At 73.1% G+C, this 26681-nt stretch carries 25 protein-coding genes and 1 riboswitch; of the genes, 7 read left to right on the plus strand and 18 right to left on the minus strand.

Annotated features, from left to right (window positions below):
- Nucleotides 1–199: 199 nt before the first annotated feature.
- Together ABZ721_RS03585 and ABZ721_RS03590 are read right to left on the minus strand one after the other, a co-directional pair.
- Nucleotides 200–1441, minus strand: a complete 1242-nt coding sequence (locus ABZ721_RS03585; protein ID WP_358786890.1) for a carbohydrate-binding protein — start codon at nucleotides 1439–1441, stop codon at nucleotides 200–202.
- 114 nt (nucleotides 1442–1555) lie between these two features.
- Nucleotides 1556–2440, minus strand: a complete 885-nt coding sequence (locus ABZ721_RS03590; RefSeq protein ID WP_358786891.1) for an amidohydrolase family protein — start codon at nucleotides 2438–2440, stop codon at nucleotides 1556–1558.
- Between the two features lie 190 nt (nucleotides 2441–2630).
- Between ABZ721_RS03590 and ABZ721_RS03595 the strand changes: the two genes are divergently transcribed.
- The gene (locus ABZ721_RS03595) at nucleotides 2631–2921 is read left to right on the plus strand and encodes a hypothetical protein (protein ID WP_358786892.1); all 291 of its coding nucleotides are present in this window, start codon (nucleotides 2631–2633) and stop codon (nucleotides 2919–2921) included.
- A gap of 145 nt (nucleotides 2922–3066) precedes the next feature.
- Here the strand turns inward: ABZ721_RS03595 and ABZ721_RS03600 are convergent, their stop codons facing one another.
- Nucleotides 3067–4179, minus strand: a complete 1113-nt coding sequence (locus ABZ721_RS03600) for a hypothetical protein (protein ID WP_358786893.1) — start codon at nucleotides 4177–4179, stop codon at nucleotides 3067–3069.
- A gap of 218 nt (nucleotides 4180–4397) precedes the next feature.
- Here ABZ721_RS03600 and ABZ721_RS03605 point away from each other — a divergent pair, with 218 nt between their 5' ends.
- Together ABZ721_RS03605 and ABZ721_RS03610 are read left to right on the plus strand one after the other, a co-directional pair.
- The gene (locus ABZ721_RS03605) at nucleotides 4398–4970 is read left to right on the plus strand and encodes a helix-turn-helix transcriptional regulator (protein WP_358786894.1); all 573 of its coding nucleotides are present in this window, start codon (nucleotides 4398–4400) and stop codon (nucleotides 4968–4970) included.
- 92 nt (nucleotides 4971–5062) lie between these two features.
- Nucleotides 5063–5527, plus strand: a complete 465-nt coding sequence (locus ABZ721_RS03610) for an ImmA/IrrE family metallo-endopeptidase (RefSeq protein ID WP_358786895.1) — start codon at nucleotides 5063–5065, stop codon at nucleotides 5525–5527.
- Here the strand turns inward: ABZ721_RS03610 and ABZ721_RS03615 are convergent.
- Entirely contained in the window at nucleotides 5520–6938 is a 1419-nt protein-coding gene (locus ABZ721_RS03615; protein WP_358786896.1) for a peptidase C39 family protein, read from the minus strand. The two genes, ABZ721_RS03610 and ABZ721_RS03615, sit on opposite strands and share 8 nt — an antisense overlap.
- 198 nt (nucleotides 6939–7136) lie before the next feature.
- The gene (locus ABZ721_RS03620) at nucleotides 7137–8279 is read right to left on the minus strand and encodes a Xaa-Pro peptidase family protein (protein ID WP_358786897.1); all 1143 of its coding nucleotides are present in this window, start codon (nucleotides 8277–8279) and stop codon (nucleotides 7137–7139) included.
- Nucleotides 8280–8398: 119 nt separating this feature from the next.
- On the opposite strand from ABZ721_RS03620, the gene ABZ721_RS03625 reads away from it, so the two are divergent.
- A complete protein-coding gene (locus ABZ721_RS03625) occupies nucleotides 8399–9016 on the plus strand; it encodes a hypothetical protein (protein WP_358786898.1) in 618 nt (205 codons plus the stop codon).
- A gap of 443 nt (nucleotides 9017–9459) precedes the next feature.
- Nucleotides 9460–11355 carry an AAA family ATPase gene (locus ABZ721_RS03630; RefSeq protein WP_358786899.1) on the plus strand — a complete coding sequence of 632 codons (1896 nt, stop codon included), beginning with the start codon at nucleotides 9460–9462 and terminating at the stop codon, nucleotides 11353–11355.
- Nucleotides 11356–11386: 31 nt separating this feature from the next.
- Here the strand turns inward: ABZ721_RS03630 and ABZ721_RS03635 are convergent, their stop codons facing one another.
- The 11 genes from ABZ721_RS03635 to ABZ721_RS03685 all read right to left on the minus strand — a co-directional run bounded on the left by ABZ721_RS03635 (nucleotide 11387) and on the right by ABZ721_RS03685 (nucleotide 21597).
- Nucleotides 11387–12439: a hemolysin family protein gene (locus tag ABZ721_RS03635; RefSeq protein WP_358786900.1), complete on the minus strand. Its 1053-nt coding sequence runs from the start codon at nucleotides 12437–12439 to the stop codon at nucleotides 11387–11389.
- On the minus strand, nucleotides 12436–13779 hold the full coding sequence (locus ABZ721_RS03640; protein ID WP_358786901.1) for a hemolysin family protein: 1344 nt from the start codon (nucleotides 13777–13779) through the stop codon (nucleotides 12436–12438). Before ABZ721_RS03640 ends, ABZ721_RS03635 begins: the two co-directional genes overlap by 4 nt.
- Nucleotides 13780–13958: 179 nt before the next feature.
- Nucleotides 13959–14444 (minus strand): PH domain-containing protein, encoded by a 486-nt coding sequence (locus ABZ721_RS03645; protein ID WP_358786902.1) that lies wholly within the window; start codon nucleotides 14442–14444, stop codon nucleotides 13959–13961.
- Entirely contained in the window at nucleotides 14444–15292 is an 849-nt protein-coding gene (gene hisG / locus ABZ721_RS03650) for an ATP phosphoribosyltransferase (protein WP_358786903.1), read from the minus strand. Before hisG ends, ABZ721_RS03645 begins: the two co-directional genes overlap by 1 nt.
- Before the next feature lie 78 nt (nucleotides 15293–15370).
- Complete coding sequence (locus tag ABZ721_RS03655; protein ID WP_138353026.1) at nucleotides 15371–15643, minus strand: phosphoribosyl-ATP diphosphatase; 273 nt, start codon at nucleotides 15641–15643, stop codon at nucleotides 15371–15373.
- A gap of 34 nt (nucleotides 15644–15677) precedes the next feature.
- Nucleotides 15678–16163 (minus strand): 6,7-dimethyl-8-ribityllumazine synthase, encoded by a 486-nt coding sequence (gene ribH / locus ABZ721_RS03660; RefSeq protein ID WP_358786904.1) that lies wholly within the window; start codon nucleotides 16161–16163, stop codon nucleotides 15678–15680.
- Nucleotides 16164–16247: 84 nt separating this feature from the next.
- Complete coding sequence (locus ABZ721_RS03665; protein WP_358786905.1) at nucleotides 16248–17552, minus strand: bifunctional 3,4-dihydroxy-2-butanone-4-phosphate synthase/GTP cyclohydrolase II; 1305 nt, start codon at nucleotides 17550–17552, stop codon at nucleotides 16248–16250.
- Complete coding sequence (locus ABZ721_RS03670) at nucleotides 17549–18205, minus strand: nicotinamide mononucleotide transporter family protein (protein WP_358786906.1); 657 nt, start codon at nucleotides 18203–18205, stop codon at nucleotides 17549–17551. The genes ABZ721_RS03665 and ABZ721_RS03670 overlap by 4 nt, the downstream gene beginning before the upstream one ends.
- Nucleotides 18202–18810, minus strand: coding sequence for a riboflavin synthase (locus ABZ721_RS03675; RefSeq protein WP_358786907.1), 609 nt, complete (start codon nucleotides 18808–18810; stop codon nucleotides 18202–18204). Before ABZ721_RS03675 ends, ABZ721_RS03670 begins: the two co-directional genes overlap by 4 nt.
- Nucleotides 18811–19929 carry a bifunctional diaminohydroxyphosphoribosylaminopyrimidine deaminase/5-amino-6-(5-phosphoribosylamino)uracil reductase RibD gene (gene ribD / locus ABZ721_RS03680; RefSeq protein WP_358786908.1) on the minus strand — a complete coding sequence of 373 codons (1119 nt, stop codon included), beginning with the start codon at nucleotides 19927–19929 and terminating at the stop codon, nucleotides 18811–18813. It lies immediately after the preceding gene.
- 124 nt (nucleotides 19930–20053) lie between these two features.
- Nucleotides 20054–20184: riboswitch (FMN riboswitch) on the minus strand.
- Nucleotides 20185–20373: 189 nt separating this feature from the next.
- Entirely contained in the window at nucleotides 20374–21597 is a 1224-nt protein-coding gene (locus tag ABZ721_RS03685; protein WP_358786909.1) for an ROK family transcriptional regulator, read from the minus strand.
- Nucleotides 21598–21682: 85 nt separating this feature from the next.
- On the opposite strand from ABZ721_RS03685, the gene ABZ721_RS03690 reads away from it, so the two are divergent.
- Complete coding sequence (locus tag ABZ721_RS03690) at nucleotides 21683–22876, plus strand: MFS transporter (RefSeq protein ID WP_358786910.1); 1194 nt, start codon at nucleotides 21683–21685, stop codon at nucleotides 22874–22876.
- Between the two features lie 9 nt (nucleotides 22877–22885).
- Here ABZ721_RS03690 and ABZ721_RS03695 read toward each other — a convergent pair whose 3' ends face one another.
- A complete protein-coding gene (locus tag ABZ721_RS03695; RefSeq protein ID WP_358786911.1) occupies nucleotides 22886–24214 on the minus strand; it encodes an alginate lyase family protein in 1329 nt (442 codons plus the stop codon).
- A gap of 222 nt (nucleotides 24215–24436) precedes the next feature.
- Here ABZ721_RS03695 and ABZ721_RS03700 point away from each other — a divergent pair, with 222 nt between their 5' ends.
- The gene (locus ABZ721_RS03700) at nucleotides 24437–25894 is read left to right on the plus strand and encodes a glycosyltransferase (protein ID WP_358786912.1); all 1458 of its coding nucleotides are present in this window, start codon (nucleotides 24437–24439) and stop codon (nucleotides 25892–25894) included.
- 39 nt (nucleotides 25895–25933) lie between these two features.
- On the opposite strand, the gene ABZ721_RS03705 is transcribed toward ABZ721_RS03700, so the two are convergent.
- On the minus strand, nucleotides 25934–26605 hold the full coding sequence (locus tag ABZ721_RS03705) for a helix-turn-helix domain-containing protein (protein WP_358786913.1): 672 nt from the start codon (nucleotides 26603–26605) through the stop codon (nucleotides 25934–25936).
- Nucleotides 26606–26681 lie beyond the last annotated feature (76 nt).

The following is a 26681-nucleotide window of genomic DNA, read 5'->3' on the forward strand; positions in this document are numbered from 1 at the left end:
AGCGGAATATCATCCGGAAATGGTCCGTCCGTTTTCGGCGAGAACTCCCGGCATATGCACCTGCCAAAACGCGCCGCTGCGGATTCGCGCACCTGTACGGGCCCACCGGCCGCCTGCCGGTGGGCCCGTACAGGTGCCCCGTACATGTGCCGAGGCCCCGGCGGTGGGCGCCGGGGCCTCGGTGGGCTTCAGGAGGACGTCAGCAGGTGCCTTCGTCCAGCCAGACGCCCCATTCGCCCGTGGTGCCGGGCTCCTCGTTCTGGGTCCACCACTTGGCCTTCCACTTGTGGCCCTTGTGGGAGACCTCGGTGCCGCCGGTGTACACCGCGGCGCCGCTCCACGCCGCCACCGTGCACTGGCCGGGCGGGTTGGTCGGCGGGGTGGTGGGAGGCGTCGTCGGCGGGTTCGTGGGCGGGGTGGCCCCGGCGAACTTCACCGAGAACTTCGCGAATTCCCAGGGGGTCTGCGGAACGCTGCTGCAGACGCCCGACGTGGTGCCGTTGTCGGGCGGGGTGCACTGGCGGTCACGGTTGAGCGACCAGAAGGTGAACCGTCCCATTCCGTGACTGGTGGCGTAGTCCAGCACGGTCTGGAAATCGGCCTGGCGGAAGTACTCGCCGGTGTCGCTGCGGCCGTTCATTCCGGAGAAGCCCTCGTGGGCGTAGGCGGTCGCCGCGTTCCAGCCGAACGTCGTCTGCAGGATCGTGTTGAAGTTGGTGAGCGCGCTGGTCTGCGCCGCCGCCCCGTTGAAGCCGCCGTCGAACGGCATGATCGAGAAGTTGTTGGGCGTGAAGCCCTGGGCCTTGGCCTCGTTCAGCATCTGCTTGCCGAACCAGCCGGTGCCGTCGGCCGTGCCGGCCGTGGTCACCGAGACGTAGAGGCCCGGGTTGTTCTGCTGGAGGATCTTCGCCGCGCCGATCTCGTGGGCTATCGCGGTGGCGTTCTCGTACTCCGGCTCCTCGAGGTCGAAGTCGATCGCCTTCAGCTGGTACTTGGTGAGCACCTGCTGGTACGCGGCGGCGGTCGCCTCCGAGGTGGAGCATGCCTGGCCGAGCTTGGTGCCGCCGTAGCCGCCGATCGAGACGGACACGTCGCCGCCCTTGGCGCGGATCCCGCTGATCACCGCGGCCACCGCGGTGTCGGAGGAGACCGCCGCGGTGCCGTCCCAGGTCGGGGTGCAGCCGCCGCCGTTGGGGGCGAGGATGAACGCGAGCTGGAACGCCTTGAGCCCGGTGGCGTCCATGATCGCCCCCGCGTCGGGCGGGTTGTTGTCCCGGGGCATCAGGTAGGGCGCCGCCGCGTACCAGTTGTTGCCCAGAGCGGCCGCCGAGGTCTCGGCGCCGGACGCCTGACCCGTGCCGAGGGTGGCCGCGGCGGCGAGTCCGGCTGCCGCGAGGGTGGCTGCCGCCACCCCGGAACAGAGTGCTTTGAGGCGCTTCACGTCGTACCTCCTGTGGGGGGAAACGCAGCCAGAATCCAGCCGTGACGCGACCCCGTCAAGGCTTTGGACTAGACCTAGGACTAAACCACTAAAAGCCTGCGACCTGGCGTGGCGTCAGATCTTGAACAGAGTTGACGCGTTGTCGTGGCACACGGCGCGCAGCCAGTCGTCCCCGAGGCCGAGCCGGCTCAGCGACTCCAGACCGTGGAGGTAGGAGTACGGGATGTTCGGGAAGTCGCTGCCCCACAGGATCCGGTCGCCGAGGTCCGCGAGCCGCGCGCGCTCCCCCTTCGGCAGCGGCGCGGACTCCTCGGAGAAGTCGGTGAACGCCATCGTCGTGTCCAGCAGGACGCCGGGGTGGCGCTCGGCCAGGTCGAGGAAGGCGGTGTAGTCGGGCATCCCCATGTGCGCGACGACCAGCCGCAGCCCGGGGTGCCGCTCCAGCACCCGGGCGATCGGGCCGGGCCCGGTGAACGCGCCGGGCACCGGCCCGGACCCGCAGTGCGTCACCACCGGGACGCCTGCCTCGGCCAGCAGCCCCCAGACCGGCCGCAGCAGGACGTCGCCGGGGTCGTAGGCGCCCACCTGGAGGTGCGACTTGAAGACCCGGGCGCCGCCCTCGACGGCCGCCCGGACGTAGTCCGCGGCACCCTCCTCCGGGAAGAAGGTGGCGGTGCTCAGGCAGTCCGGGGTCCGAGCGGCGAAGTCCGCCGCCCAGCCGTTGAGCCAGCGCGCCATTCCCGGCTTGTGCGGGTAGACCATCGAGGTGAACGCCCGGACGCCGAACCCGCGCAGCACCGCGAGCCGTTCGTCCTCCTGGTGGCGGTAGGCGATGGGCCAGTGCCGGCCCACGAGCGGCCCGGCGGCGTCGAAGTACGCCCACACCTTGTCCAGCACGCGCTCCGGCATGAAGTGCGTGTGCACGTCGATCAGCCCCGGCAGCCCCAGCCCGCGCCAGAACGCCGTCACCCGTGCGTCGTCCGCGCCCGTCCCCGCCATGCGATCCCCGCCCGTCCTGTACGGCCCGATCCGTACGGCCCCGATCGGTACGGACCCGGTCCGTCCGGCCCGTCCGCGACATGATCGCAGAGGGTGCCCGGCCGGTGGCGGCGCACCGTCCGGCCGGTGCTTTCCGACCGCCGGACCGGGTCAGGTCGCAATTGTCGGTCCGGCGGCGGATCCTGGCCCCATGGGAAACACCTATCGGGGCTGGGCAACAGTGATCGCGGACGGGGCCGGGACACCGGTCGAGGCCGACCTCTACGCGATCCAGGAGAAGGGCCGCCTGTCGGCCTGGCACGGCAGCCTCCACGCGACCGTGGGCGGCAGCCGCTGGGCGGTGCGCGGCAAGACCCTTGACCTGCGGCTGCCCAACGGACGGCAAGGAGAGTGCGTCATCACCAAGGTGTTCCCGGAGACGGGACGCGCGGAGGTCACCGGCAACGGCCCGGTCCCCTTCGGAGCGGAACACGAGAGGTAGCCGGGGACGAGCCGCCCCGGCCCCTCGTCGAGGGGCCGGGGCGGCAGGACCCACGTGGCGCACGGTGCCTCCCGACGACCGGTGCGCTTCCGCGGGCGCTCATGCGGAGGGATACCCCCTCCGCGCAGGGCTGTCGGGAGCCGCGTCAGCAGGCCAGGGAGAGCGGCGGGCGCCACACGCCGCCGTCCCCGGGGGTCCCGGTCGCGGTGCCGTAGTCGAGCGGCAGGAAGAGGGATCCGGCGGCGGTCTCGTTCCTGCTGCCCGTCCACAGGTCGATGCCCTGGAACGGCCGGCCGTCCACGACGCTGACGGTGCGGGGCTGGCCTCCGCAGGAGTTGGCGGAGAAGACCCGGCGGCCGTTGGCCGGCTGGCCGAAGCCCAGGTTCACCGGCGCGGTCCACGTGCCGTACAGGCTCGTGGCGGTGGCGTAGCCGGTTCCGGTGCCCGTGCAGTAGCCGCAGTTGACGTCGGAGTAGGTCAGCACGTACCGGCCCGAGTCCGCGTCGTACCAGCCGCCCGGACTCTCGATGTGGGAGAGGCCGGCGGCACCCCGGACGCCCGTGCCGTCACCGCCCACGCCCCAGGTGTTGAGCTCCTCGATGTTCAGTGCGGCGCTGCCCGGCATCGTGCACACCAGGGCCGGACGGGCGCCGGGGGTCGCGCCGGCGATGAAGCCGAAGTCGCCGTTGCCCGCGCAGATGGTCAGCGACGGTTTGGCGTAGGAGCCGTACGGCGGCCCGGCCGAGGGACCGCAGGGACCGAGGGGGCCGTTGCAGCCCATCGCGTTGTACGCGTTGGCGTGGTTGCGGGCGTAGTCCGCCGGTGAGTTGAACCACAGGATGAAGACGCCGTCGTCGCTGCCCCAGCCGGTGCGCTGGAGCATCCTCGGGTTGAAGCACCCGTAGGCCGATCCGCCGCCGCACTCGGTCTGCCACGTCGTGCCCGTCCACGGGTCGGTGTCGGCGGGCGAGAAGAGCCGGACCGGAGTGGACCACGGCCCGCTCAGGGACGGCGCGCTGGAGGCCCCGAACCCGCACCAGGTGCTGGGAACCTGCCACTGGAAACCACAGCGGTACTGGGTTCCGTAGGCGTAGTAGGTGCCGCCGAACTTCTGGACGACCCCGTCGTGCAGGTCGAGCGAGAGCGGCAGCGCGAAGGACGGCGGAGGCGCCTCGGCCTGCGAGGCGGGTGCGGCGGCACCCAGGAGGACCGAAGCGGCAAGAACAAGAGCGGCGAGTAAGGCCCGGGTACGGGACACGACGCCTCCTGATTCCGATCGGAGAGTCAATCCGCGCGACATGCGCACTCGTAAGATTACGTAGGAAACAGAAATCTGAGCAAGAGAGTCGACCGCAATATTCAGTAGAATTCAGTAAGTAACGGCGTCAGACCGTGAGTTGCTAGGGCCACGCTGCCGGATCTTGCTAGCTTGTTCCCTGGCAGGCCGAACGGCGTTTCTGGAGGAGAGCGGACGGCGTGAACCGGGACCCCGAAGCATGGAAGAGGCTCGGCAGGCTGCTCCGCGACGCCCGGGACCGGCGCGGGCTCACCCAGGCGAAGCTCGCCGAGGAGGCCGGGGTCTCCACCAAGGCCGTGTACAGCGCCGAGGCCGGCGCCACGCCCCTGAAGCAACTGCCGCGCACCGTCGTCAAGATCGCGGCCGCGCACGGCTGGACTCCGGAGAGCGTGCACCTCGTCCTCGACGGAGGCGATCCGGTGCCGGCCTCCCGTCCGCAGGCGCGGCTGGAGCGGCCCTCCGTGCCACCAGCGGGCGGCCCCCCGCCGGCCCCCGGAAGCCTCGACCTGATCGAACTGATGCCCAGGGTCTACGAGTTCGGCCGCCTGTGCTCGGCACTGGGCGGGGACCCGGCGCTGCGCGACGCCTTCGAGACCGCGCTCCAGCGGCTCGTGGAGTCGATCCCCCGTCAGGCCGCGGCGACGCGGAACGACCACCGCCTGGCGGCGTACCGCCCGCACGCGGCGGGTGAGGGACCCGCACGCGACGACGAGGAGCGCATTCTGCGGGCGATGGAGCGCCCCGAGGAGTAGCCCGAAGGCCTACTTCCCTCGGCGGCGCACTTGGGGTACATCTGATGATCTACCGGGGTGCCTCCCACTCGTCTGATAGACGGAGGGGACATATGCCCTATTCGCCGGCCGTACTGCTGGATGAGATGCGCATCCCCGTACTGCGGGTGTGGCTCCGCGACACCTGGGGCGCCTGGTCGCCGGTCCATCGCAAGATCGTCATCGCGACGGGTCTCAGCCCCGTCCAGGAACGGTGCGTTCTCGCACACGAGCTCGAACACGTCCTCTGCGACGACGCGGCGTGCGGCTTCGGAGTCCTCGGTGTCCATCAGGAGAGGCGGGCCGACCTCGAGGCCGCCCGCAAACTGGTCGCCCTGTCCGACCTCGCCGCGGCGGCGGGGTGGGCTCCCGACGTCCGCGCCGCGGCCGCGGCGCTCGGCGTCACCGAGCGCGTCCTGCGCATTCGCCTCCACGACCTGCGCGGGGAGGGATGGCCGTGGCCGGCCGCGTCGGAGCGGGCGCGGCGGCGCGGGTCCCCCCGCCACGGCCGGAGGGGGGACCCGCCGCTGATCAGCTGATGCCGACGGCGGCCAGGGCGCGGCGCTGGCCCGGGCTGGGGTGGGCCGGCCAGTAGAGGTAGCAGACGCCGCCGGTGCCGCTGCTGACCTTGCCCGAGGCGTTGTAGCGCTTGGTGCGCAGCCAGATCGTCTCGAACTGGGCCCGCTTGTAGACGTGGCGCACCACCTCGTCGCTCGCGCTGGCGGGGTCGTTGGCCACCACGTCGCCGTCGGCGGTGAAGCCGGCGACGCACATCAGGTGCCCGGAGGTGCCGTAGCCGGCGCCGTCCAGTTCGGTGGCGAGGAAGGACTGGGACGTTATCACCGGGATGCCGGCGCGGATCAGCCGTTCGACGTCGTCCAGCGAGCGCAGCCGGGTCACGACGCCCTGCAGGTCGCGGTAGGTCGCCGCGTAGGCGGCGTTGAACGGCCAGTTCCCGCAGCCCTGGTACTGGTAGTCGTACGTGAAGCGGGCCGCGTGGTCGACCTGCGGATCGGCGAAGGCCGGGTCCACCCAGGCGAGGTCGGCCGCGGAGGGCCGCCGGCCCCAGTACTCGACGACCATCTGCGAGGACGTCGGGCTGCACCAGGCCTCGCCGCCGTTGTCGTACTCCGGGTACTCGCCCTTGTGGATGTTCTGCGAGTAGCGCGGTACCGGCAGTTCGATGCCGGCGCCCGCGCCGGGCACCGAGGCCGGGACGGTGAAGCGGTCCGGGATGGTGGAGGCCATCGCGCCCAGCCGCCAGAGCGTCGGGGTGAGCCGGCTGCCGGGCCTGCGGTACAGCGTCGCCCGCAGCCGGTACGACGCGAGCAGCGGGCCGGCCGCCGCGTCGTCGACGGAGAAGGTGTCGGTCCAGACGCTGCTCTTCCCGTCGGTCTGGTCGTCGACCGAGGTGCGCTTGATGTCGCCGTCCCCCGAGGCCCAGCGGCCCAGCACGTAGGCGGGGGTGGCCGTGCCGTCGGTGTACGTGCCGAGCAGCTCGACCTGGAGCCAGGTGCCGGCCGGGGTGCGGGCGTTCCACGAGGCGATCAGCTCGCTCGCGGGGTGCTCCAGCGTGCGCACCGGGGAGGTCCAGGTGGCGGAGTCCCAGGTGGCCGTGGTGCCGGTGTGCGGGTCGGTGTAGTCGAGCGAGCCGCTGGGGTGGTCGATGACCAGGCCGGGCCGGGCCCCCGCCACCGGGCGGGTGCCGCCGCGCTCGCCGCACCGCCAGTCGGTGTACGAGGTCCAGCCGGTGTAGTCCACCGGCGCGCTGTCCGCCGGGCCGCCGCGGGCGGGAGCGCTCCGGTCCGCGGCTCCCCCCTCCTCCGTCTCCCCCGGCCTGCCGGCGGCTCGCGGGGCGGCGGCCGCGAGGGTCGCGGGCGCGGCCGCGGTGGCGGCCACGGCGGCGAGCGCGGCGGTCAGGACGGTGCGCCGCGGAGCGGGTCTGGTCATGGCGGTGTTCCCCTCGCTGTGAACGACGGAGTCGGTCCTGCCGCGCCGGCGGGCACGCGGCGGATGCGCCTTACTATCGCGGCTCCCCCGGCTCTTCTGCCAGGGTTTCCACCGCGCGCCCCGGAGCAACATTGGAGCAGACCACTGGCGCTCCGCCGGGACGAACACCCAGGTCCGGCCCGGCGCCGCCCGGTCGGGCTAGCCGGGCAGCACGACGAGGTCACGGCCCGTCAGGTTCAGCCGTTCGCCCGCGTTCTCGGTGCAGACCGCGATGTCCTCGATGCGGGCGCCGAACCGGCCGGGGAGGTAGATGCCCGGTTCGATGGAGAAGGCCATGCCCGGCTCCAGCGGGCGGTCGCTGCCCGCCACGATGTACGGCTCCTCGTGCGTCTCCAGGCCGATGCCGTGCCCCGTGCGGTGGATGAAGTGGTCGCCGTAGCCGGCCGCGGCGATGATGTCGCGCCCGACCGCGTCCAGCGCCTCGGCCGTGATCCCCGGGCGCACCGCCTCCACCTGGGCGTGCTGCGCGCGCTGCAGCACGTCGTACAGCTCCCGGAAGTCGGCGTGCGGTTCCCCGACGGCGTAGGTGCGCGTCGAGTCGGAGCAGTAGCCGTCCTCGGTGGTGCCGCCGATGTCGACCACGACCGGGTCGCCGGCCTTGACCACGCGGTCGGAGACCTCGTGGTGCGGGCTGGCGCCGTTGGGCCCCGAGGCGACGATGACGAAGTCGACGGTGGCGTGGTCCGTCGCGAGGATCGCGTCCGCGATGTCGCGGGCGATCTCGCGCTCGGTGCGTCCCGGCCGCAGCCACTCGCCCATCCTGCGGTGCACCCGGTCGATCGCGGCCCCCGCCCGGCGCAGCGCGGCCACCTCGGCCGGGCTCTTGCGCATCCGCAGCTCCTGCAGCACCCCGCCGGCCAGCACCGCCTCGGCCTTCGGCAGGGCGGCGGTGAAGGCGAGCAGCTTCTCGGCCCACATGTGGTTGTCGACGGCGACCCGGCGGGCGCCGGCCGGCAGCCGTCCGGCGATCAGCTCATAGGCGTTGTCGGTCTCGGCGAAGCCGGTGATGTCGATCCCCAGGGCGCCGACGGGCGAGGCCAGGGCGGCCGGCCGCTCCAGGGCGGGGACGACGAGGAAGGCGTCGCCCTCGGCGGGTACCACCAGGCACGTCAGGCGCTCCAGCGGCAGCGCCTGGTAGCCGGTGAGGTAGCGCAGGTCGGCGCCGGGCGAGATGAGCAGGGCGTCGAGGCCCGCACGGGCGGCGGCCTCACGGGCGAGTTCGAGGCGCTCGGCCGGGTAGAGCCCGACGGCGGCGGAGGCGGAAGCGGAGGAGTCGGTCACGCGTCACACGGTAGACGTACGGGGCGCCCGGCGGAGGGCGCCCGGCGGGTCGCGTCGCGGTGAACGGCGCCCGCCGGCGGGACGTCGCGCCGTGCCGCGGGCTCGCTACGCTGAGCCCGATGAACGATCACGCCGCCCCCGCCCCGTGCGACCCCCTCGCGGGGTTCGCCGCGCATCTGCGGGAGCTGCCGCCCTCCTGCGGCCCGGTCCGGGTCGTCGCGGTGGACGGGCACGCCGGCTCCGGCAAGACCACGTACGCCGCCCGCCTCGCGGCCGCGCTCGGCGGCGCGCCCGTCGTCCATCTGGACGATCTGGCCACCCATGACGAGCTGTTCGAGTGGACCGGCCGGCTGTGCGAGCAGGTCCTTCGGCCGCTGGCGGCCGGCCGGCCCGGCCGGCACGGCGTCTACGACTGGACGCTGCGGCGCTTCGCGGGAGTGCGCGAGGTGCCCGCCGCGCCCGTGGTCCTGCTGGAGGGCGTCGGGAGCGGGCGGGCCGCCCTGCGCCCGTCGCTGGCGCACCTGTTGTGGCTCGAGGTGCCCCGCGACACGGCCAGGGAGCGCGGGCAGCTGCGGGACGGACCGGGGATGGACGCGTTCTGGTCCTCGTGGATGCGCGCGCAGGACGCGCATTTCCTGTCCGATCCCTCGCGGCCCTTCGCCGACCATGTGGTGCTCCTGCGACCAGAGGGATACGAGATGCTTCCGGGGCCCGGGAGGCGTTCTCGAACGGCATGATCCGTCACCGAACGTGACCGGTCACCGTCGGTGCGCTGCCACTTCCGGACGACCCCGGCGGAGCCTTCGGGAGCGGCTTGACCGGGGGGGTGTACAGGAATTACGTTCTCAATACGCGGCCGCTGCGGGCCGCTCCCATGATCCGAAGCCCCCGGTTGTTCCCCCGTGACCGGGGGCTTCGCCGTGTCCGCACCCGGCCCACCGGCCCCCTGGTGCCCCATGACCCTCACCCACCGTCACCATCCGGAGTCCGTGCGTCGAGCGGCGTGGCGCCGAGGGGAGGGCTGCGCCGCCCTACGGAACGCCGGTTATCGCAGGTACGATGCGATCGGGGTGCGGTGGCAGGGGGGGGTATGACTCCCCTGTGCCAACTCCCGTTCCGATCATCGAGGTTGGGGCGGGATACAGCAGCAAGCCGCGGGGGAACGGTTGGTGGGGACCTGATGGACTTCGGGACAGAGCGCACGGGCGCCCCCGCCGGCCTCGCCTGGCTGCGCGCCGTGGACGCCTACACCGTCGGGGCGTACGCGCAGGCCGAGGAGGAGTTCCGCGCGGCCGTCCGGCTCGATCCGGGCATGGCGGACGCCTGGCTGGGCCTGCACGCGCTGCGGGCGGACACCTCGACCGCGCTGCTGCAGATGTACCGCCACCGGGACCGCTTCGGCGAGGAGCGCCGGCTGCACCGCCGGTCGCTCAACTCCTGGTACTGGCTGGGCTGGTGGGTGCAGCCGGTGCTGGAGTCCGACCGCGACCTGCTGCTCGCGCACGCCTCGCACTGGCTGGACGGCCGCCATGTCGCCGAGCTGGACCGCGCGCTGGCCGAGTGCCCGCCCGTCGACACCGACCGGCAGGTCCGCTTCCTGCACGCCTGCCGGGCCTACCTGGTCAAGGACTGGGAGCAGCTGGTCCGCAACACCGAACCCCTGCTGGGCGATCCGGCGCTCGGCATCGAGGCCGGCCTGTTCGGCGGCATGGCCCGCGTCCGGCTGGAGCTGTGCGGGCAGGCCGAACCGCTGCTCGCCGCCGCGCTGATGCGCTGCCGCAGCGAGCAGCCGCAGCGCAAGGAGCTGCGCTACTGGCTGGCCCGCGCCTACGAGGGCACCGGCCGCACCGCCGCGGCGCTGCCGCTGTACCGGGCGGTGCACCGGGTGGACCCGGCCTTCATGGACACCGCCGCCCGGCTGGCGGCGATCAACGAGTCCGACGGGCTCGACGAGGGCGCGGCGGCCGGACTGGCGGCCGTCTCGCTGTCCGGCTTCGGCCAGGCCTCCCCCGACGTGCTCGACGGTCCGGACGCCGCGCTGCTGACCGGCGAGCCGCTGGACGGCCGCGGCCCCGGCACCGAACTGGAGGAGCCGACGCTGACGCTCGGGCCGCCCGACGACGACGTGCGGGAGAAGGCCGGGGCCGGGTCACCGGCCCTGCCGCCCCCGCTGTCGATGACGGCGCCCGACCCGATGCTGCTCGGCCAGGCGCTCGCGGAGCTGGACCGCATGGTCGGCCTGGAGCCGGTGAAGCGGCAGGTGCGGGCGCTGTCCGCGCAGCTGCGGATGGCGCGGCTGCGGGCCGGCCAGGGGCTGCCCGTGCAGCCCCCCAAGCGCCACTTCGTCTTCTCCGGCCCCTCCGGCACCGGCAAGACCACCGTGGCCCGGATACTCGGCCGGGTCTTCTACGCGCTCGGGCTGCTCGGCGGCGACCATCTCGTCGAGGCCCAGCGGTCCGATCTGGTCGGCGAGTTCCTGGGGCAGACCGCGGTCAAGGCCAACGAGCTGATCGACTCCGCGCTCGGCGGGGTGCTCTTCGTGGACGAGGCGTACGCCCTGTCCAACTCCGGCTACTCCAAGGGCGACGCCTACGGCGACGAGGCGCTGCAGGTGCTCCTCAAGCGCGCCGAGGACAACCGCGACCGCCTCGTGGTGATCCTCGCCGGGTACCCGGAGGGCATGGACCGGCTGCTGGCGGTGAACCCCGGGCTCAGCTCCCGCTTCACCACCCGGGTCGACTTCCCCAGCTACCGGCCGCTGGAGCTGACCCGGATCGGCGAGGTGCTGGCCGCCGACAACGGCGACCACTGGGACGAGGAGGCGCTGGAGGAGCTGCGGGCCATCAGCGCGCACGTCGTCGACCAGGGGTGGATAGACGAGCTGGGCAACGGCCGGCTGCTGCGCACCCTGTACGAGAAGAGCTGCGCGTACCGCGATCTGCGGCTGTCGGACTACCCGGGCTCGCCCAGTCGTGACGATTTGTCGACTCTTCGGCTCCCGGACCTGATGCAGGCGTACGGCGAGGTGCTGTCCGGCCGCGGCCCGGGGGTGCCGCCGGGCGAACCGGCCGAGTAGGGCCGGTCCGCCGCGGCGGCGGCGGGCTTCGTCAGGCCCGTCCGGCGATCGTCGGCAGCTCCCGGTGCGCCGGGTCGCGGACCTCGCCGACCAGCATCTCCAGCACGTCCTCCAGCGCGACCAGCCCGATCGGCCGGCCGTCGGCGTCCGCGACCGCCGCGAGGTGCGAGGCCGCGCGCCGCATCTCGGTCAGCGCGTCGTCCAGCGGCAGGTCGGCACGGAGCGTCGCCATCGGGCGCCAGAGCCGCTGCGGCACCGGCCAGGTGCCGTCCTCGACGTCCAGCACGTCCTTGACGTGCAGATAGCCGAGGTAGAGGCCGTCGGGGCCGGCCACCGGGAAGCGTGAGTACCCGGTGTGGACGGTCAGCTCCTCGACCTGGCGCGGGGTGACCGACGGATCGACCGTGATCAGCTCGGCGGGGCGCAGCAGGACCTCGGTGACCGGGCGGCTGCCCAGCTCCAGGGCGTCCTCCAGGCGCTCCTGCTCGTCGTGGTCGAGCAGCCCGGCACGCCGGGCGTCCTCGACGAGCACCGTCAGCTCCTCGCTGGTGAAGACGGAGTCGACCTCGTCCTTCGGCTCGACCCGGAACAGCTTGAGGATGACCCGCGCGCAGCTGCCCAGCACCGAGATCACCGGACGGAACAGCCGGGCGAAGGCCACCAGTCCCGGGCTGAGCCACAGGGCGGTCTTCTCCGGGGCGGCCATCGCCAGGTTCTTCGGCACCATCTCGCCGATCACCAGGTGCAGCGAGACCACGATGGCGAGCGCCAGCACGTACCCGACCGGATGCACCAGCCCTTCGGGCATCCGCACGGCCTCGAAGAGCGGCTCCAGCAGGTGGGCGATGGTCGGCTCGGCGACCGCGCCCAGGGTGAGCGAGCAGACGGTGATGCCGAACTGGGCCGCCGCCATCATGCGCGGCAGGTTCTCCAGCCCGTACAGGACGGTACGGGCCCGGCGCTGCTCGGCCGCGAGCGGTTCGATCTGGCTGCGGCGGACCGAGACCAGCGCGAACTCCGCCCCGACGAAGAAGCCGTTGGCGAGGACCAGCAGCACGGCGAAGATCAGTTGGAGGAAGCTCATCGGGCGTCCCCCTGCTCGTCCTCGGTGTCGGTGTCGCTTCCGGTGCGCACGATGCGCACCCGTTCCGCCCGGTGGTGCGCGACCTCCCGCACCCGCAGCTCCCAGCCGGGCAGCTCCGCGGTGTCACCCGGCTCGGGGATGCGGGCCAGCAGGTCCGCGACGAGCCCGGCGACCGTCTCGTACGGGCCCTCGGGGGCCTGCAGTCCGATCCGGGCGAGCGTGTCGACGCGGCAGCCTCCGTCGGCGTCCCAGGCCGGCAGGCCGTCCTCGGCCGGGGCCTGCGCCAGTTCCGGCAGGTCCACGGCGTCGTGCTCGTCGCGCACCTCGCCGACGAGTTCCTCGACGATGTCCTCCAGGGTCACGACCCCGGCCGTGCCGCCGTACTCGTCGACGACGACGGCGATCGGCTGCTGGCTGCGCAGCAGCTGCAGCAGCTGCCGTCCGGCCAGCGTCTCGGGGACCAGCAGCGGCGAGACCGCGATGCGGCCCACCGGGGTGCGGTCGCGCAGCGGGGCCGCGACGGCCAGGGCGTTCTTGAGGTGGACCATGCCGATGATGTCGTCCAGCCGCTCGCGGTAGACCGGGAAGCGCGACAGCCCGGTGGCCCGGGTGAGGTTCAGGACGTCGGCGGCGGTGGCGGTGTCCTCCAACGCGCTGACCCGCACCCGCGGCGTCATCACGTTGGCGGCCGTCAGGTCGCCGAGCGACAGGGTGCGGACGAACAGGTCGGCGGTGTCCTGCTCCAGGGTGCCGGCCTGCGCGGAGTGCCGCGCGAGCGAGACCAGTTCGCTGGGGGTGCGCGCCGAGGCCAGTTCGTCGGCCGGCTCCACACCGAGCATCCGCACGAGCCGGTTGGCGATCGTGTTGAGCACTTCGATGACCGGTCGGAACGCGGTGGAGAACACCCGCTGCGGGCCGGCCACGAACCGGGCCACCTGCAGCGGGCGGGAGACCGCCCAGTTCTTGGGGACGAGCTCGCCGACGACCATCTGCACGGCCGAGGCGAGCATCATGCCGATGACGACGCCGACCCCGGGGGCCGCGCCCTCGGGCAGTCCGACCGCGACGAGCGGGCCGGTGAGCAGCTGGGCCAGGGCCGGTTCGGCGAGCATGCCGACCACCAGCGAGGTGATCGTGATGCCCAGTTGGGTGCCGGAGAGCTGGAACGACAGCTTCCGCAGCGCGGCCACCACGCTGCGGGCCCGGCGGTCGCCCCCGGCGGCGGCGCGTTCCGCGGCCGGCCGGTCGACGGTCACGAGACCGAACTCGGCGGCGACGAAGAAGCCGTTGGCGAGGATCAGGACGAATGCCGCGCACAGCAGCAGCAACGAGGTGCTCATGCCGCCGCTCCGGGAGTTACGCGAACTCCGCTGGAGGGAGGGGCGGCGCAGGTACTACCAGACGATTCGGACATCGTCGTTTGGGTGTCACTCCTTGGGTCGGTGGGGCCCCGCACGGCAGTCTCCACAAGCACTGCCCGGCTACCAGAGTAGTCAGGGGCGGGGCACGGTCGGCAGCCCTACCCGGTGCCGGGCTGCCCGCTGCCGCGCGCTTCGGCCAGCGCCCGCAGCCGGCGGGCGGCGCGGATCGCCTGGTCCCGGCCGCCGCCGGGCTGGATGCCCATGGCGGCCAGGCTGGTGCCGTCGGTGAGGTCGAGATAGGCCCACGGGTCGCCGGTGCGCAGATTGATCCTGACGATCTCGGCCCATTCCAGATGGCGCCGGACGACCAGGTTCACCACGGTGACCCCGGTGTCGTCCGCGACCACCTTGGGACGGCTGAGCACCGCCAGCAGGGCGAAGACCAGCACGCCCGTGATGATCATGGTGGCCCGGTCCCCCGGGCCCCAGGGCTGCGCCCCGTCACTGGGCATCATCAGCGCGACGACGGTGAGCACGGTGAGCAGCCCCGCCCCGACCGCCAGCAGCACCACACGGGTGCGGACCGGACGGAAGGTGACGGGCAGCTCGGGCGGGGCCGCGGCGGCGTCGGGACTGCCGGGCATCACAGGCGGGCGGCGTGGATGCCGGTGGTGAGGATCGCCCGGGCGCCGAGGTCGTACAGCTCGTCCATGATCCGCTGGGCGTCGCGGCTCGGGACCATCGCGCGGACGGCCACCCAGCCCTCGTGGTGCAGCGGCGAGACGGTCGGCGACTCCAGGCCCGGGGTCAGGGCCACGGCCCGCTCGACCTGCTCCACACGGATGTCGTAGTCCATCATCACGTAGCGGCGGGCGACCAGGACGCCCTGCAGCCGGCGCAGGAACTGCGCGACCTTGGGGTCCTCGGCGTCCGCGCCGGTACGCCGGATGACGACCGCCTCGGACTCCATGATCGGCTCGCCGAAGACCTCCAGCCCCGCGTTGCGCAGCGAGGTGCCGGTCTCCACGACGTCCGCGATCACCTGGGCGACGCCCAACTGGATCGCGGTCTCCACGGCGCCGTCCAGGTGCACGACGGAGGCGTCGACGCCGTGGTCGGCGAGGTGCTTCTCGACGACGCCCTCGTAGGAGGTGGCGACCGTCATGCCCGCGAGGTCCTTGACCGACTGCGCCGTGCCCGGCTCCGCGGCGTAGCGGAACGTGGAGCGGGCGAAGCCGAGCTGCAGGATCTCCTCGGCGTCCGCGCCCGAGTCCAGCAGCAGGTCGCGGCCGGTGACGCCGATGTCGAGCCGGCCGGAGCTGACGTAGATCGCGATGTCGCGCGGCCGCAGGTAGAAGAACTCCACCTCGTTGTCGGCGTCGACGAGCACGAGCTCCTTGGACTCCTTGCGCTGCCGGTAGCCGGCCTCATGGAGCATCGCCGACGCAGGCCCGGAGAGTGAACCCTTGTTGGGAACGGCGATGCGCAGCATGAGGACGGCTTCCTTTGCGGTTCGGGGCGTGCGGGAGGTCGTTCGGGAGCGGGGACGGGCGTGGGTTCGTGTGCCCGCTCAGAGGTGGGCGTAGACGTCGTCCAGGGAGATTCCCCGGGCGACCATCATCACCTGCAGGTGGTAGAGCAACTGCGAGATCTCCTCGGCGGTGCGGTCGGCGCCCTCGTACTCGGCGGCCATCCACACCTCGGCGGCCTCCTCGACCACCTTCTTGCCGATCGCGTGCACCCCGCTGCCCACCAGTTCGGCGGTGCGGGAGGTACTGGGGTCGCCGGTGGCGGCCTTGTGCTGAAGCTCGGTGAAGAGCTCCTCGAATGTCTTCTTGGCCATGGTGGCTCACACCCTACGCGGAAGTGCCGGACGCTCAGCGCCAGGGTTCGGATACTGAACGCAGGATGGTCGCGGTGGCCACCGCGGCGGTGACCGCTTCGTGTCCCTTGTCCTCGTTCGATCCGGGCAGCCCGGCCCGGTCGAGCGCCTGCTCCTCGGTGTCGCAGGTCAGTACCCCGAAGCCGACGGGAACCCCGGTGTCCACGCTGACCTGGGTGAGGCCGGCGGTGACGCCGTGGCTGACGTACTCGAAGTGCGGGGTGCCGCCGCGGATGATCACGCCGAGGGCGACGATCGCGTCGTAGCCGCGGCCGGCCAGCACCTTGGCGACGACCGGCAGCTCGAAGCTGCCGGGCACCCGCAGGACGGTCGGCTCGTCGATGCCCAGCTCGGCCAGGGCGCGCAGGGCGCCCTCGACCAGGCCGTCCATGACCTGGGTGTGCCACTGGGCCGCGATCACTGCCACGCGCAGGTCGCCGCAGTTCTTCACGGTCAGCTCGGGGGCGCCCTTACCGCTCACGTCTCTCCTCAGTTCGGTGTTCGTCGTACGGGGTGGTGCGGTTTCGTGCGGGGTGCTGCGGGGTCGTGCCGGGTGGTGCGGCGGCTACTGGTTGCCGCACGGGCTGGTCACGACCGGGTCGAGCCACGGCAGGTCGTGGCCCATCCGGTCCCGCTTCGTCCGCAGGTACCGCAGATTGTGCTCCCCCGCCGCGACGGCCATCGGCTCGCGGGAGAGGACCTTCAGGCCGTGGCGGGTGAGCGCGTCGACCTTCTCGGGGTTGTTCGTCAGCAGCCGCACCGACCGCACGCCGAGGTCGGCGAGCATCTGGGCCGCGGCCCCGTAGTCGCGGGCGTCGGCGGGCAGGCCCAGTTCCAGGTTGGCGTCCAGGGTGTCGCGGCCGAGCTCCTGCAGCTCGTACGCGCGCAGCTTCGACAGCAGGCCGATGCCGCGGCCCTCGTGGCCGCGCAGGTAGACGACGACGCCCCGGCCCGCGGAAGCCACCCTTTCGAGCGACGCCTGCAGCTGCGGTCCGCAGTCGCAGCGCTGCGAGCCGAACACGTCGCCGGTCAGGCACTCGGAGTGCACCCGCACCAGCACGTCGTCGCCGTCGGCGAGCGCGCCGTCCGCGTCCAGGTCGCCGGCGATGAGCGCGATGTGCTCGATGCCGTCGGTGGTGCTGCGGTAGCCGTACGCCCGGAAGTCGCCGAAGGCGGTGGGCAGCCGGGTCGCGGCCTCGCGGCGCACGGTGGGCTCGGCCGCGCGGCGGTAGGCGATCAGGTCCTCGATGGAGATGATCGCCAGGCCGTGCTTGCGGGCGAACGGCACCAGCTCGGGGAGCCGGGCCATCGTGCCGTCCTCACGGGCGATCTCCACGATCGCCGCGGCCGGCCGCAGCCCCGCCAGCCGCGCCAGGTCGACGCCGGCCTCGGTGTGGCCGTTGCGGACCAGGACGCCGCCCGGCCGGGCGCGCAGCGGGAAGACGTGGCCGGGGCGCACGAAGTCGCCCGCGACGGAGGCGGGGTCGGCCAGCATCCGGATGGTGGTGGCCCGGTCGGCGGCGGAGATGCCGGTGGAGACCCCGTGCGCGGCGCTCGCGTCGACGGAGACGGTGAACGCGGTCTTCATCGACTCGGTGTTCGCCTCGACCATCTGCGGCAGTTCCAGCCGGTCGAGCTCAGGGACCTCCATCGGCACGCAGATCAGCCCGCGGCACTCGGTCATCATGAAGGCGACCAGCTCGGGGGTGGCCTTCTCGGCGGCGATGATGAGGTCGCCCTCGTTCTCGCGGTCCTCGTCGTCGACCACGACGACGGGGCGGCCTGCGGCGATGTCGGCGATGGCCCGCTCGACCGGGTCGAGCGTGAGGTCACCGTCGTGGTCGGTGTACCAGGTCTGCAGCGCACTCATGCCGTGACTCCATCCGGGACGGTCCCGCTCGGCGCCCTGTCGGTCCGGGTCTGCAGCCACCAGGCGCGCAGACCGAGGAGGACCAGGACGAAGTAGATGACATAGACCAGGCCCGAGAAGGCCAGCCCGTTGTTGAAGGCGAGGGGGACGCCGACCACGTCGACGGCGAGCCAGGCGAACCAGAACTCCACCCAGCCGCGGGCCTGGGCGACCATGGCGGTCAGCGTGCCGACGAAGATGTACGCGTCGGGCCACGGGTCCCAGGACAGCTTCGGGAAGGCGGTGAAGAGCAGCGCCAGGGCGACGGTGCCCGCGGCGGTGCCGGCCACCAGCCAGGCCCGCTCGGTCCAGGTGGCGAAGCGGATGGCGAGGCGGCCCTTGGTCGCCCCGCCGCGCCGCCACTGGGCCCAGCCCCACACCGCGACGGTGATGACCACGAGCTGCTTGCCGATGCCGCCGCTGAGGTGCGCGGAGGCGTAGGCGGCGACCAGCACCAGGCCGGAGAGCAGCTGGACCGGCCAGGTCAGCATGGAGCGGCGCCAGCCGAGCGCGAGGGCGCCGAGGCCGAGCAGGTTGCCGGCCATGTCCGACCAGAGGATGTGCTGGTCGAAAGCGGTGAACGCCTCGCTGTTGAGCCAGTCGAGCGCACTCATGGCGTGGTCTCCGTCCGGTTCGCGCCGAGCAGCCGCTCGACGTACTTGGCGAGTACGTCCACCTCGAGGTTGACCGGGTCGCCGGGCTGCTTGAAGCCGAGCGTGGTGAGCGCGAGGGTGGTCGGGATGAGGCTGATGGTGAAGTAGTCGGGGCCCGCGTCGACGACGGTGAGGCTGATGCCGTCGACGGTGATCGAGCCCTTCTCCACGACGTAGCGGGTCAGCTCGGCGGGCAGCGAGACCTTGACGAGCTCCCAGTGCTCGGCGGGCGTGCGCTCGACGATGGTCCCGGTGCCGTCCACGTGGCCCTGGACGAGGTGGCCGCCGAGGCGGCCGCCGAGCGCCATCGGGCGCTCCAGGTTGACGCGGGATCCGGCGGCCAGCGCGCCGAGGCTGGAGCGCTTGAGGGTCTCGGCCATCACGTCGGCGGTGAACTCGCCGTCCCCGAAGTCCACGACGGTCAGACAGACGCCGTTGACGGCGATCGAGTCGCCGTGCTTGGCGCCTTCGGTGACGACGGGGCCGCGCACCCGGAAGCGGGAGGCATCGGCCAGCTCCTCGACTGCGGTGATCTCGCCCAGTTCTTCGACGATTCCGGTGAACACTCAGTTCTCCTCGGCGTGCGGGTATGCGGTGATGCGGAGGTCGGGGCCGATGCGGACCGCTTCGGTCACATCGAGCCGCAACGCCTGCGTGATGGTGGTGATTCCGGCGTCCGCCATCGCGGCAGGACCGGCGCCGAGCAGGACGGGCGCGAGGTAGCCGACGACCTTGTCGACGGCGCCCGCGGCCACGAAGGCGCCGGCCAGGGTCGGGCCGCCCTCCAGGAGCACGGAGCGGACTCCGCGCTCGTACAGGGCGGTGAGCAGGGCGGGGATGTCCAGTCCGGGGCCGTCGGCCGCGCGGGGCAGCCGGACGGTCTCGGCGAGGCCGTCCAGGTGCGCGGTCGCGGTGTCCTGGGCGACGGCGATCAGCGTGGGCGCGGCGCCGTCCAGCACCCGGGCGCCGGGCTTGACGGTCGCGGCGGTGTCGACGACGACCCGCAGCGGCTGGGTGGCGCCGTCCAGGCCGCGCACCGCGAGGTGCGGGTCGTCGGCGCGCAGGGTGCCGGAGCCCGCGACGACGGCGTCCGCCTCGGCGCGCAGCCGGTGGACGTCGGCGCGGGCCGGTTCGGAGGTGATCCAGCGGCTGGTGCCGTCGGCGGCGGCGATCCGGCCGTCCAGGGTGCTCGCGTACTTCCACACCACGAAGGGGCGGCGGCGGGCGAGGGTGGTCAGCCAGACCTCGTTGCCGCGGGCGGCCTCGGCGGCGAGCAGCCCGCCCTCGACGTCGATCCCGGCGGCGCGCAGCGTTTCGGCGCCGCCGGTGGCGTCGGGGTTCGGGTCGGCGACCGCGTAGACGACGCGGGCGACGCCCGCCTCGATGAGGGCCTGGGAGCAGGGGCCGGTCCGGCCGGTGTGGTCGCAGGGCTCCAGGGTGACCAGCGCGGTGCCGCCGCGGGCGGCCTCACCGGCCGCGCGCAGCGCGTGGACCTCGGCGTGCGGGCCGCCGGCCCGCTGGTGCCAGCCCTCACCGGCGGTGCGGCCCGCGGCGTCCAGGACGACGCAGCCGACGACGGGGTTGGGGCTGGTGGAGCCGAGCCCGCGGGCGGCGAGCTCGATGGCTCGGCGCATTGCCGCGATGTGGGCCGGAACTGCTGTGGCCACCGGGTCCTCCTGCCTCATGGGGCACGGACTCCGGGGCTGTCACGAAGGACAGGAAGCGGACGACGCACCAGGAGACGCCGAGGCCGGGAAACGGTTCGCCCAGGGGACGAGCCGACAGCAGCGGCGTACCGGTGATAGCCCGCCGCGCACTGCCTCCCATCCGGACTTTAACCGTCGGTCCAGGAGTTTCACCTGGTCAACCGGCCGCTGGCTGCGGACGGGTCGCGGACTGTAACCGCCGGTTCGGAATTGCACCGACCCCGGAGTGCGCAAACGTCACTGATACATGCGCCAGTCTGCCACGTCGGATCACAGCAACGGTAGAGAGGTGGCTGTGCTCTGACTCACGGAAGTGGCCGGAATACGCTGCGCCACGGGGTTCTGAGGGGGGTACCGGCCCCCCGGGCGGTGCGGGCCCGTTCGCAGGGTGTTCTCGCCGGTTCACCGTGGTTCACGGGCGGTTCACGGCGCCGGGACGAACAGATCCTCCTGGGCCGCGTCCATCGCGGAGAGCACGGCGCCGCGCAGGACCGCGCTGCCGGCGACCGTGCCGGCCCGCACGTCGGTGCTGAGCGGTGTCATCAGCGGCAGCCGCGCCGCGACCCGGCCCGCCAGCGCGTCGCCGCCGGCCCGGCCGATCTCGCCCGCCAGCACCACGCAGCCGGGGTCCAGGACGGCGCAGACGGCCGCCGTGCCGATGGAGATCCGGTCGGCCAGCTCGTCCAGGAACGCCGGGACGCGCTCCTCCTGGCCGGGGCCGCGGGCCCAGCGGACGGCGGCCTCCGCGGTGTCGATGCCGTCGCCGGGCTCGGTGAAGCCGTGCCGGCGGGCGAGCGCACAGACCGCGGCGGAGCCGGCCAGCGAGTGGAAGCCGCCCTCGCAGTCGGTGACGGACGGCAGCCGCGAGGTGCCGGGCACCGGAAGGAAGCCGATCTCGCCCGCGCCGCCCGAGGCGCCGCGCCGCAGCTGCCCGTCGAGCACGACGGCCGCCCCGACGCCGGCGCCGAGCCACAGCAGGACGAAGGTGTGCTGGCCGAGGGCGGCGCCGACCCGCTGCTCGGCGACCGCGGCCAGGTTGCACTCGTTCTCCAGCAGCACCGGGATCCCGAGCCGGCCGCGCACCTCGGTCACCAGGTCGCCGTGCCAGGCGGGCAGGGCTCCGGTGGCGCGCAGCTGGCCGGTGGCGGGGTCGACCAGGCCCGGCGCCCCGAAGGCGACGGTGTGCAGCGCCTTCGCGCCCGCCTCGCGCGCCGTGCTCTCCAGCAGTGCGGTCCCGCGCCGGGTGATCTCGTCGGGGGCGTCGGACGCGCCGACGGGCATGACCGCGGTGCCGACGGTGCGGCCCAGCAGGTCGGCGACGGTGATGGCGATGCCGGAGGTGCGGACGTCCACGCCGGCGATGAAGGCGCGGTCGGCGACGATCGCGTACAGCCGGGCGTTGGGGCCGCGGCGGTCCTCCCCCGCGGTGCCGACGACCTTGATCAGTCCGGCGTCCTGGAGCCGCTCGACAAGGTCCGCGACGCTGGGCCGGGACAGCCCGGTGAGGGTCTTCAGCTGGGCCGCGGTCAGCGGCCCCTCGCTCTGCAGCAGCCCCAGCGCCAGCCGGTCGTTGATGACGCGGGCCGTGCGCGGCGAGGCGGTGGGGCCGGCGAGCTGGGGACCTGCGTGCGCGCGGGTGGCGGTCATGCCGGAATCCTTCCAGAGACCGGACGCCGGACGGGCATCCGCAGTGCTGTTTCTATCAGGCAGGCTCCCTGATAGTTTACGCGACATGACAAGTGCAGCGACGCAGAAGGCCGAGCCGGGGCTCCGCCGCGCCCACCTAGCCATCGCGACGGTCTTCGCCGTGCACGGGTCGGTGACGGGCAACTTCGCCACCCGGATCCCGTGGATCAAGGACCACCTGGACCTCAGCGCGGGGCAGCTCGGCCTGGCGCTGGTCTTCCCGGCCCTCGGAGCGTCCCTGGCGATGCCGCTGGCCGGCCGGATCATGCACCGGTTCGGTTCACGGGCGGCGCTGCGCGGCCTGCTGGCCCTGTGGTGCGCGGCGCTGGCACTGCCCGCCGCGGCACCGAACCTGGTCGCGCTCTGCGGTCTGCTCTTCGTCTTCGGTGCCACGTCCGGCATGGCCGACGTGGTGATGAACGCGCTCGGCGTCGACGTCGAGCAGCGCAAGGGCAAGTCGATCATGTCGGGGCTGCACGGCATGTGGAGCGCGGGCACCCTGGTGGGCTCCGCGGTCGGCGTCGCCGCCGCGCACGGGAACGTCGACGCCCGGCTGCACCTGGGGGTCGTGGCCGCGCTGCTGATCCCGCTCGGCTACCTCGCCTGCGCGGGCGCCCCCGACCTGCACCCGGAACTGGACGCGGAGGCACCGCCCCGGTTCGCCCTGCCGCCGCGCGCCGCCCTGGTCATCGGGGCCATCGGCTTCTGCGCGGTCTTCGCGGAGGGCGCCAGCATGGACTGGTGCGCGGTCTACCTCCGCGAGGTCACCGGCGCCTCGGCGGGCGTCGCCGCGGCCAGCTACACCGCCTTCGCCTGCACCATGGCCCTGACCCGGCTCGCCGGGGACGCGGTGGTCCGGCGGCTGGGCCCGGTGCGGACGGTGCGGGGCGGCGGCATGCTCGCCGTCGTGGGCGGGCTGCTGGTGGTCGCGGCGGACGCGCAGCCGCTGGCCATCACCGGCTTCGCGCTGCTCGGTGTGGGCATCGCGGTCGTCGTGCCGCTCTGCTTCGCCGCCGCCGGGCACGCCGGCCCGGTACCCAGCCAGGCGATCGCCGGTGTCGCGACCGTGACGTACACCTCGGGCCTGGTGGCCCCGGCCGCCATCGGGGTCATCGCCAACGCCACGTCCCTGACGGTGTCGTTCGGGCTCGTGACGCTGCTCGCGGCGGGGCTCGTGGTGGGCGCCGGGGTGCTGCGCCCGGCCGCCGGACGGGCCGCCTCCGACCCGTCCGGCGGGTGAGCGGTGGGCTCAGCCGGTGATCGAGTCCAGCTGCTCGGCCGCCGGGCGCAGCGCCCACAGGTCGCCGCCCGGCGGGGCCTGGAGCGCGGGCAGCGCCGCGCGGGCGCGCGCGTCGCCCGCGTCGGCGGCGGCGTGCACGAGGTCGCTCGCCGCGTAGGCCCGGAAGTCCAGTTCCGGGTGCGGCCAGGGCGCCTCGCCGGTCGCGGCGGGCAGCAGGTAGTCGACCGCGGCGGAGAGCCGCTGCCCGGCCGGACCGCGGTGGGACCACAGGTCGACGCCGACGTGCTCGCCGATCGCCGCGAGCCGGGTGAACGCCACCAGGTTGAAGGTGGAGTAGTGCCAGCTGCGGGTGCGGGAGATCTCGCCGGGCTGGCTGCCGTCGGCGGCGATCTGCGGGTCGATCCGCGCGGTGCGCGCCTTCGACACCGTCCGCGCGGCGAGCGAGCGCTGCCCGGTGGCGAGCTGCAGCGCGGCCAGCTGCATGTCGAAGAAGGTGCCGTGGTTGTTGGCGGCCGCGGCCTCCTGCGTGCCGAAGGCACCGCCCAGCCAGTCGCGGAACCCCTCGTACCAGGTGCGCATCCCGCCGCGGTCGCCGCTCGTCCAGCCGGGGGCCCCGGTGTCGAGGATGGCGGTCGCGTCCAGGACGCTGGTGAAGCCCTGGGAGAAGTCGATGATGCCGATCGCCCGGCCGTCGTACTTGCAGGGGATGATCTGCGCGTGGTCCAGGTTCGGGTTCATGCGGGTGGCCGGGTCGGTGAACCAGGTACGCAGGATCTCGGCGGCGTGCCGCGAGTAGGCCGCGTCGCCGGTGTAGTACCAGGCGAGGCTGAGGGTGTAGGCGGAGGCGAAGACGTCGCCGCGCTCGTCGTGGTCGGTGAGTTCGTCGACCTCGGGGTTGCGCTGCCCGTCCTTCTGCACGTACGGGCAGCCCATCGGGTTGTCCGCCGTCTTCGGTTGGCTCGCCCACCAGTACGGGGCCTGGCTGAGGTAGTCGTGCTTGTCGCCGCGGGGCGGCGTGCGGTCCTTGTCGGTGACGGTCCACGGCCCCTGGCCGAGCCAGCCGTCGGCCTGCGCCCGCAGGGCGGCGACGGCCCGCCGCAGCGCCGGGTCGCCCTTCGCCAGCCGCGCCCTGGTCCGCCGCAGCCGCTCGCCGTCCAGCACGACGGTCCGCGGCGCCTTCGCCGCGGCCACAGCGGCCGATGCGGCTTCGGCGGCCGGTGCGGCCACCGGTGCGCGATCGGGGGCCGCGGACGCCGGCGATGCCAGGGGCACGAGCAGGGCGGCGAGCCCGGCCACCGTGGCGAGCAGCGCTCGGCGGCCCCTACGTCTTCCGCTCATCAAACACTCCAATCACATACATGAATGGTGTTCATATTGACGACCGTGTGAGCGTAGGGCAGCCACTGCCGCCTGACAACGCCCCGGGCGGACCGAGGCCCTCCACTCGCGCTTGCGCTAGATTGCCCTTCCTCGGCACCGCGAGCCCCACCTCGTCGACCGGATCTGGATTTCCCCCTCTCTCTCTTCGCTGCGGCCCATACCAAGGAGGCGACCGCGACCGTGCCCGAGAAATGGGTAAGCGTCATCATTCCGGTCTACAACGCCGTCGACTTTCTGGACGAATGCCTGGAATCCGTCGTCCAGCAGACCATCGGTATCGACCGCATCGAGGTCGTGGCCGTCGATGACGGATCGACCGACGGCAGCGGTGAACTGCTCGACCGCTGGGCGGCGAAGCACCCGCAGATCCTGGTCCTGCACCAGGAGAACTCCGGTGCTCCCGGCGGCCCGCGCAACCGCGCCATCGACGTGGCCACCGGGGAATTCCTCTTCTTCGCCGATCCCGACGACTACTTGGGCACCGAGGCCTTCGAGCGGATGCTCGCAGCGGCCCGCCGCGACGACTCCGACGTCGTGCTCGGACGCATCCGCGGAGTCGGCCGCACGGCAGCGGCAGGACCGTTCAAGCGGAACGTCGAGCGGGGCGACATCTACAGCACCAAGGCGGTGTGGAGCCTGACCGCCCACAAGCTGTTCCGCCGGTCGCTGGTGGCCGAGCACGGACTGCGCTTCGCGGAGGGTGTCCGGCTCGCCGAGGAGCAGATCTTCATCGTGCCCGCCTATTTCGCCGCCAAGGCGATCTCGGTGGTCGCGGACTACGACTGCTACTACCTCATGATGCGCGAGGGATTCCCCCATCTCACCCAGCAGGGGCCCGATCCCGAGGTGTTCTACGGGGGCATCCGCAAGGTCCTGGAGAAGGTGGTCGAGAACACCGAACCCGGCGCCCAGCGCAACAGCCTGCTCCTGCGCTGGGGCCAGGTCGAGATCCTCGGCAAGTTCGGCCGCAATTTCCCGCGCTGGCCCGAGAAGCAGCAGAAGGCGTACGTGCGGCTCGCGTCGGAACTCCTCCACGACTTCATCCCGGAGGAGGTCCTCGCGCCGCTCTCCCCGCTCGACCAGGCGCGCGGGCAGTTGCTCCGCAGCGGTCAGATGGATGAACTGATCGCCCTCGCCCGCTTCGAGCACTCCGACTGGGCGGACCTGACCGACGTCGCCTGGCTGCCCGACAACCGGCGGTTCACCGCCAGTCTGCGCACCCGGCTGCGGGCCGACGGCCGCCCGGCGAAGCTGGAGTGCCACTTCGTGCTGCGGCGGGTGGGCGACGGGCACGAGATCGTGGTGCCCGCCGGGGAACCGGGCGGCGAGGACACGGAGCTGACGTTCGAGACCGTCTTCGACGTGCGCCACCTCGGCGCGGAGGTCCGCCGGCCGGGAGCGTGGAAGATACTGCTCCGGCTGTCCTACGGCGAGCAGTCCAGGGACTTCCCGGTCCGCTTCCCCGGCACGAAGCTCCCGGCGGGCGCGAGGGGCCGCAGGAAGTTCTTCTCCGGGGTGCGTCCGATGCTGGTCTGGCTCTCCCGCGACAAGGAGAGCCAGGCGGAGGTCATCGTCACCAACTGGCGCGGCGTCGCCGGGATGGTCAAGCGCCGGGTCCGCAAGCGGCTGGCGCGCTGACGCGGGCGCGGCGGGCGCGGGACCGGAACGCGGCGGCGGTCAGCCGTGACCGCTCGGCGTGAGGTCCTGCAGCCCGACCACCCGCAGCAGCCGCAGCCGCTCGGCGGAGTCGCTGCCCGGCCGCGCAGTGTGGACGACCAGCCGCTGGTCGTCCTCGTCGCTCAGCAGGACGTCGCACTCCAGCTCCAGCGGCCCCACCACGGGATGCCGGAAGTGCCACGGGCGGGAGCGGCCGGCCGCCTCGCTCGGCCCGGGTCCCGCGGACGCGCCGCCGAGCAGCGCCGCCGCGAGCGGGTTCCGCGCCAGGACGTCGCCCGCGCCGTTCACCACCTGCGCCGGGGTGTCGTCCAGCCGGTCGAGGATCAGCAACAGCGCGGGCCTGACGTGGGCGGATCCGGCAGGGTCGGCCGCCGCACCCCTCCGGTGCGGCGGCGACAGCCCCTCCCCCGCCAGCCGGAACAGCTCCTCGCGCTCGTCCCCGGCCAGCCGCAGCGCGCGGGCCAGCGCGCCCAGCATCTGCCGGGACGGCCGCGGGCCGCGGGCCTGCTCCAGGCGTGCGTAGTAGTCGGCGGACATCCCCGCCAGCCGCGCGACCTCCTCGCGGCGCAGCCCCGGGGTGCGCCGTCGGACGCCTCCGGTCAGGCCCACGTCCGCGGGGCTGAGGCGCGCGCGCCGGCGGCGCAGGAAGTCGGCGAGCTCGGTGCTGTCCACCCCACCAGCATGCGGCCGCCGCGGAACGGTATCCAGGCAGTGCTGATCCCCTGATCGACGGACCCCTGTCCCGCGG

This window comes from Streptomyces sp. NPDC006733, from assembly GCF_040636125.1.
In the GTDB taxonomy this organism is placed as follows: domain Bacteria; phylum Actinomycetota; class Actinomycetes; order Streptomycetales; family Streptomycetaceae; genus Actinacidiphila.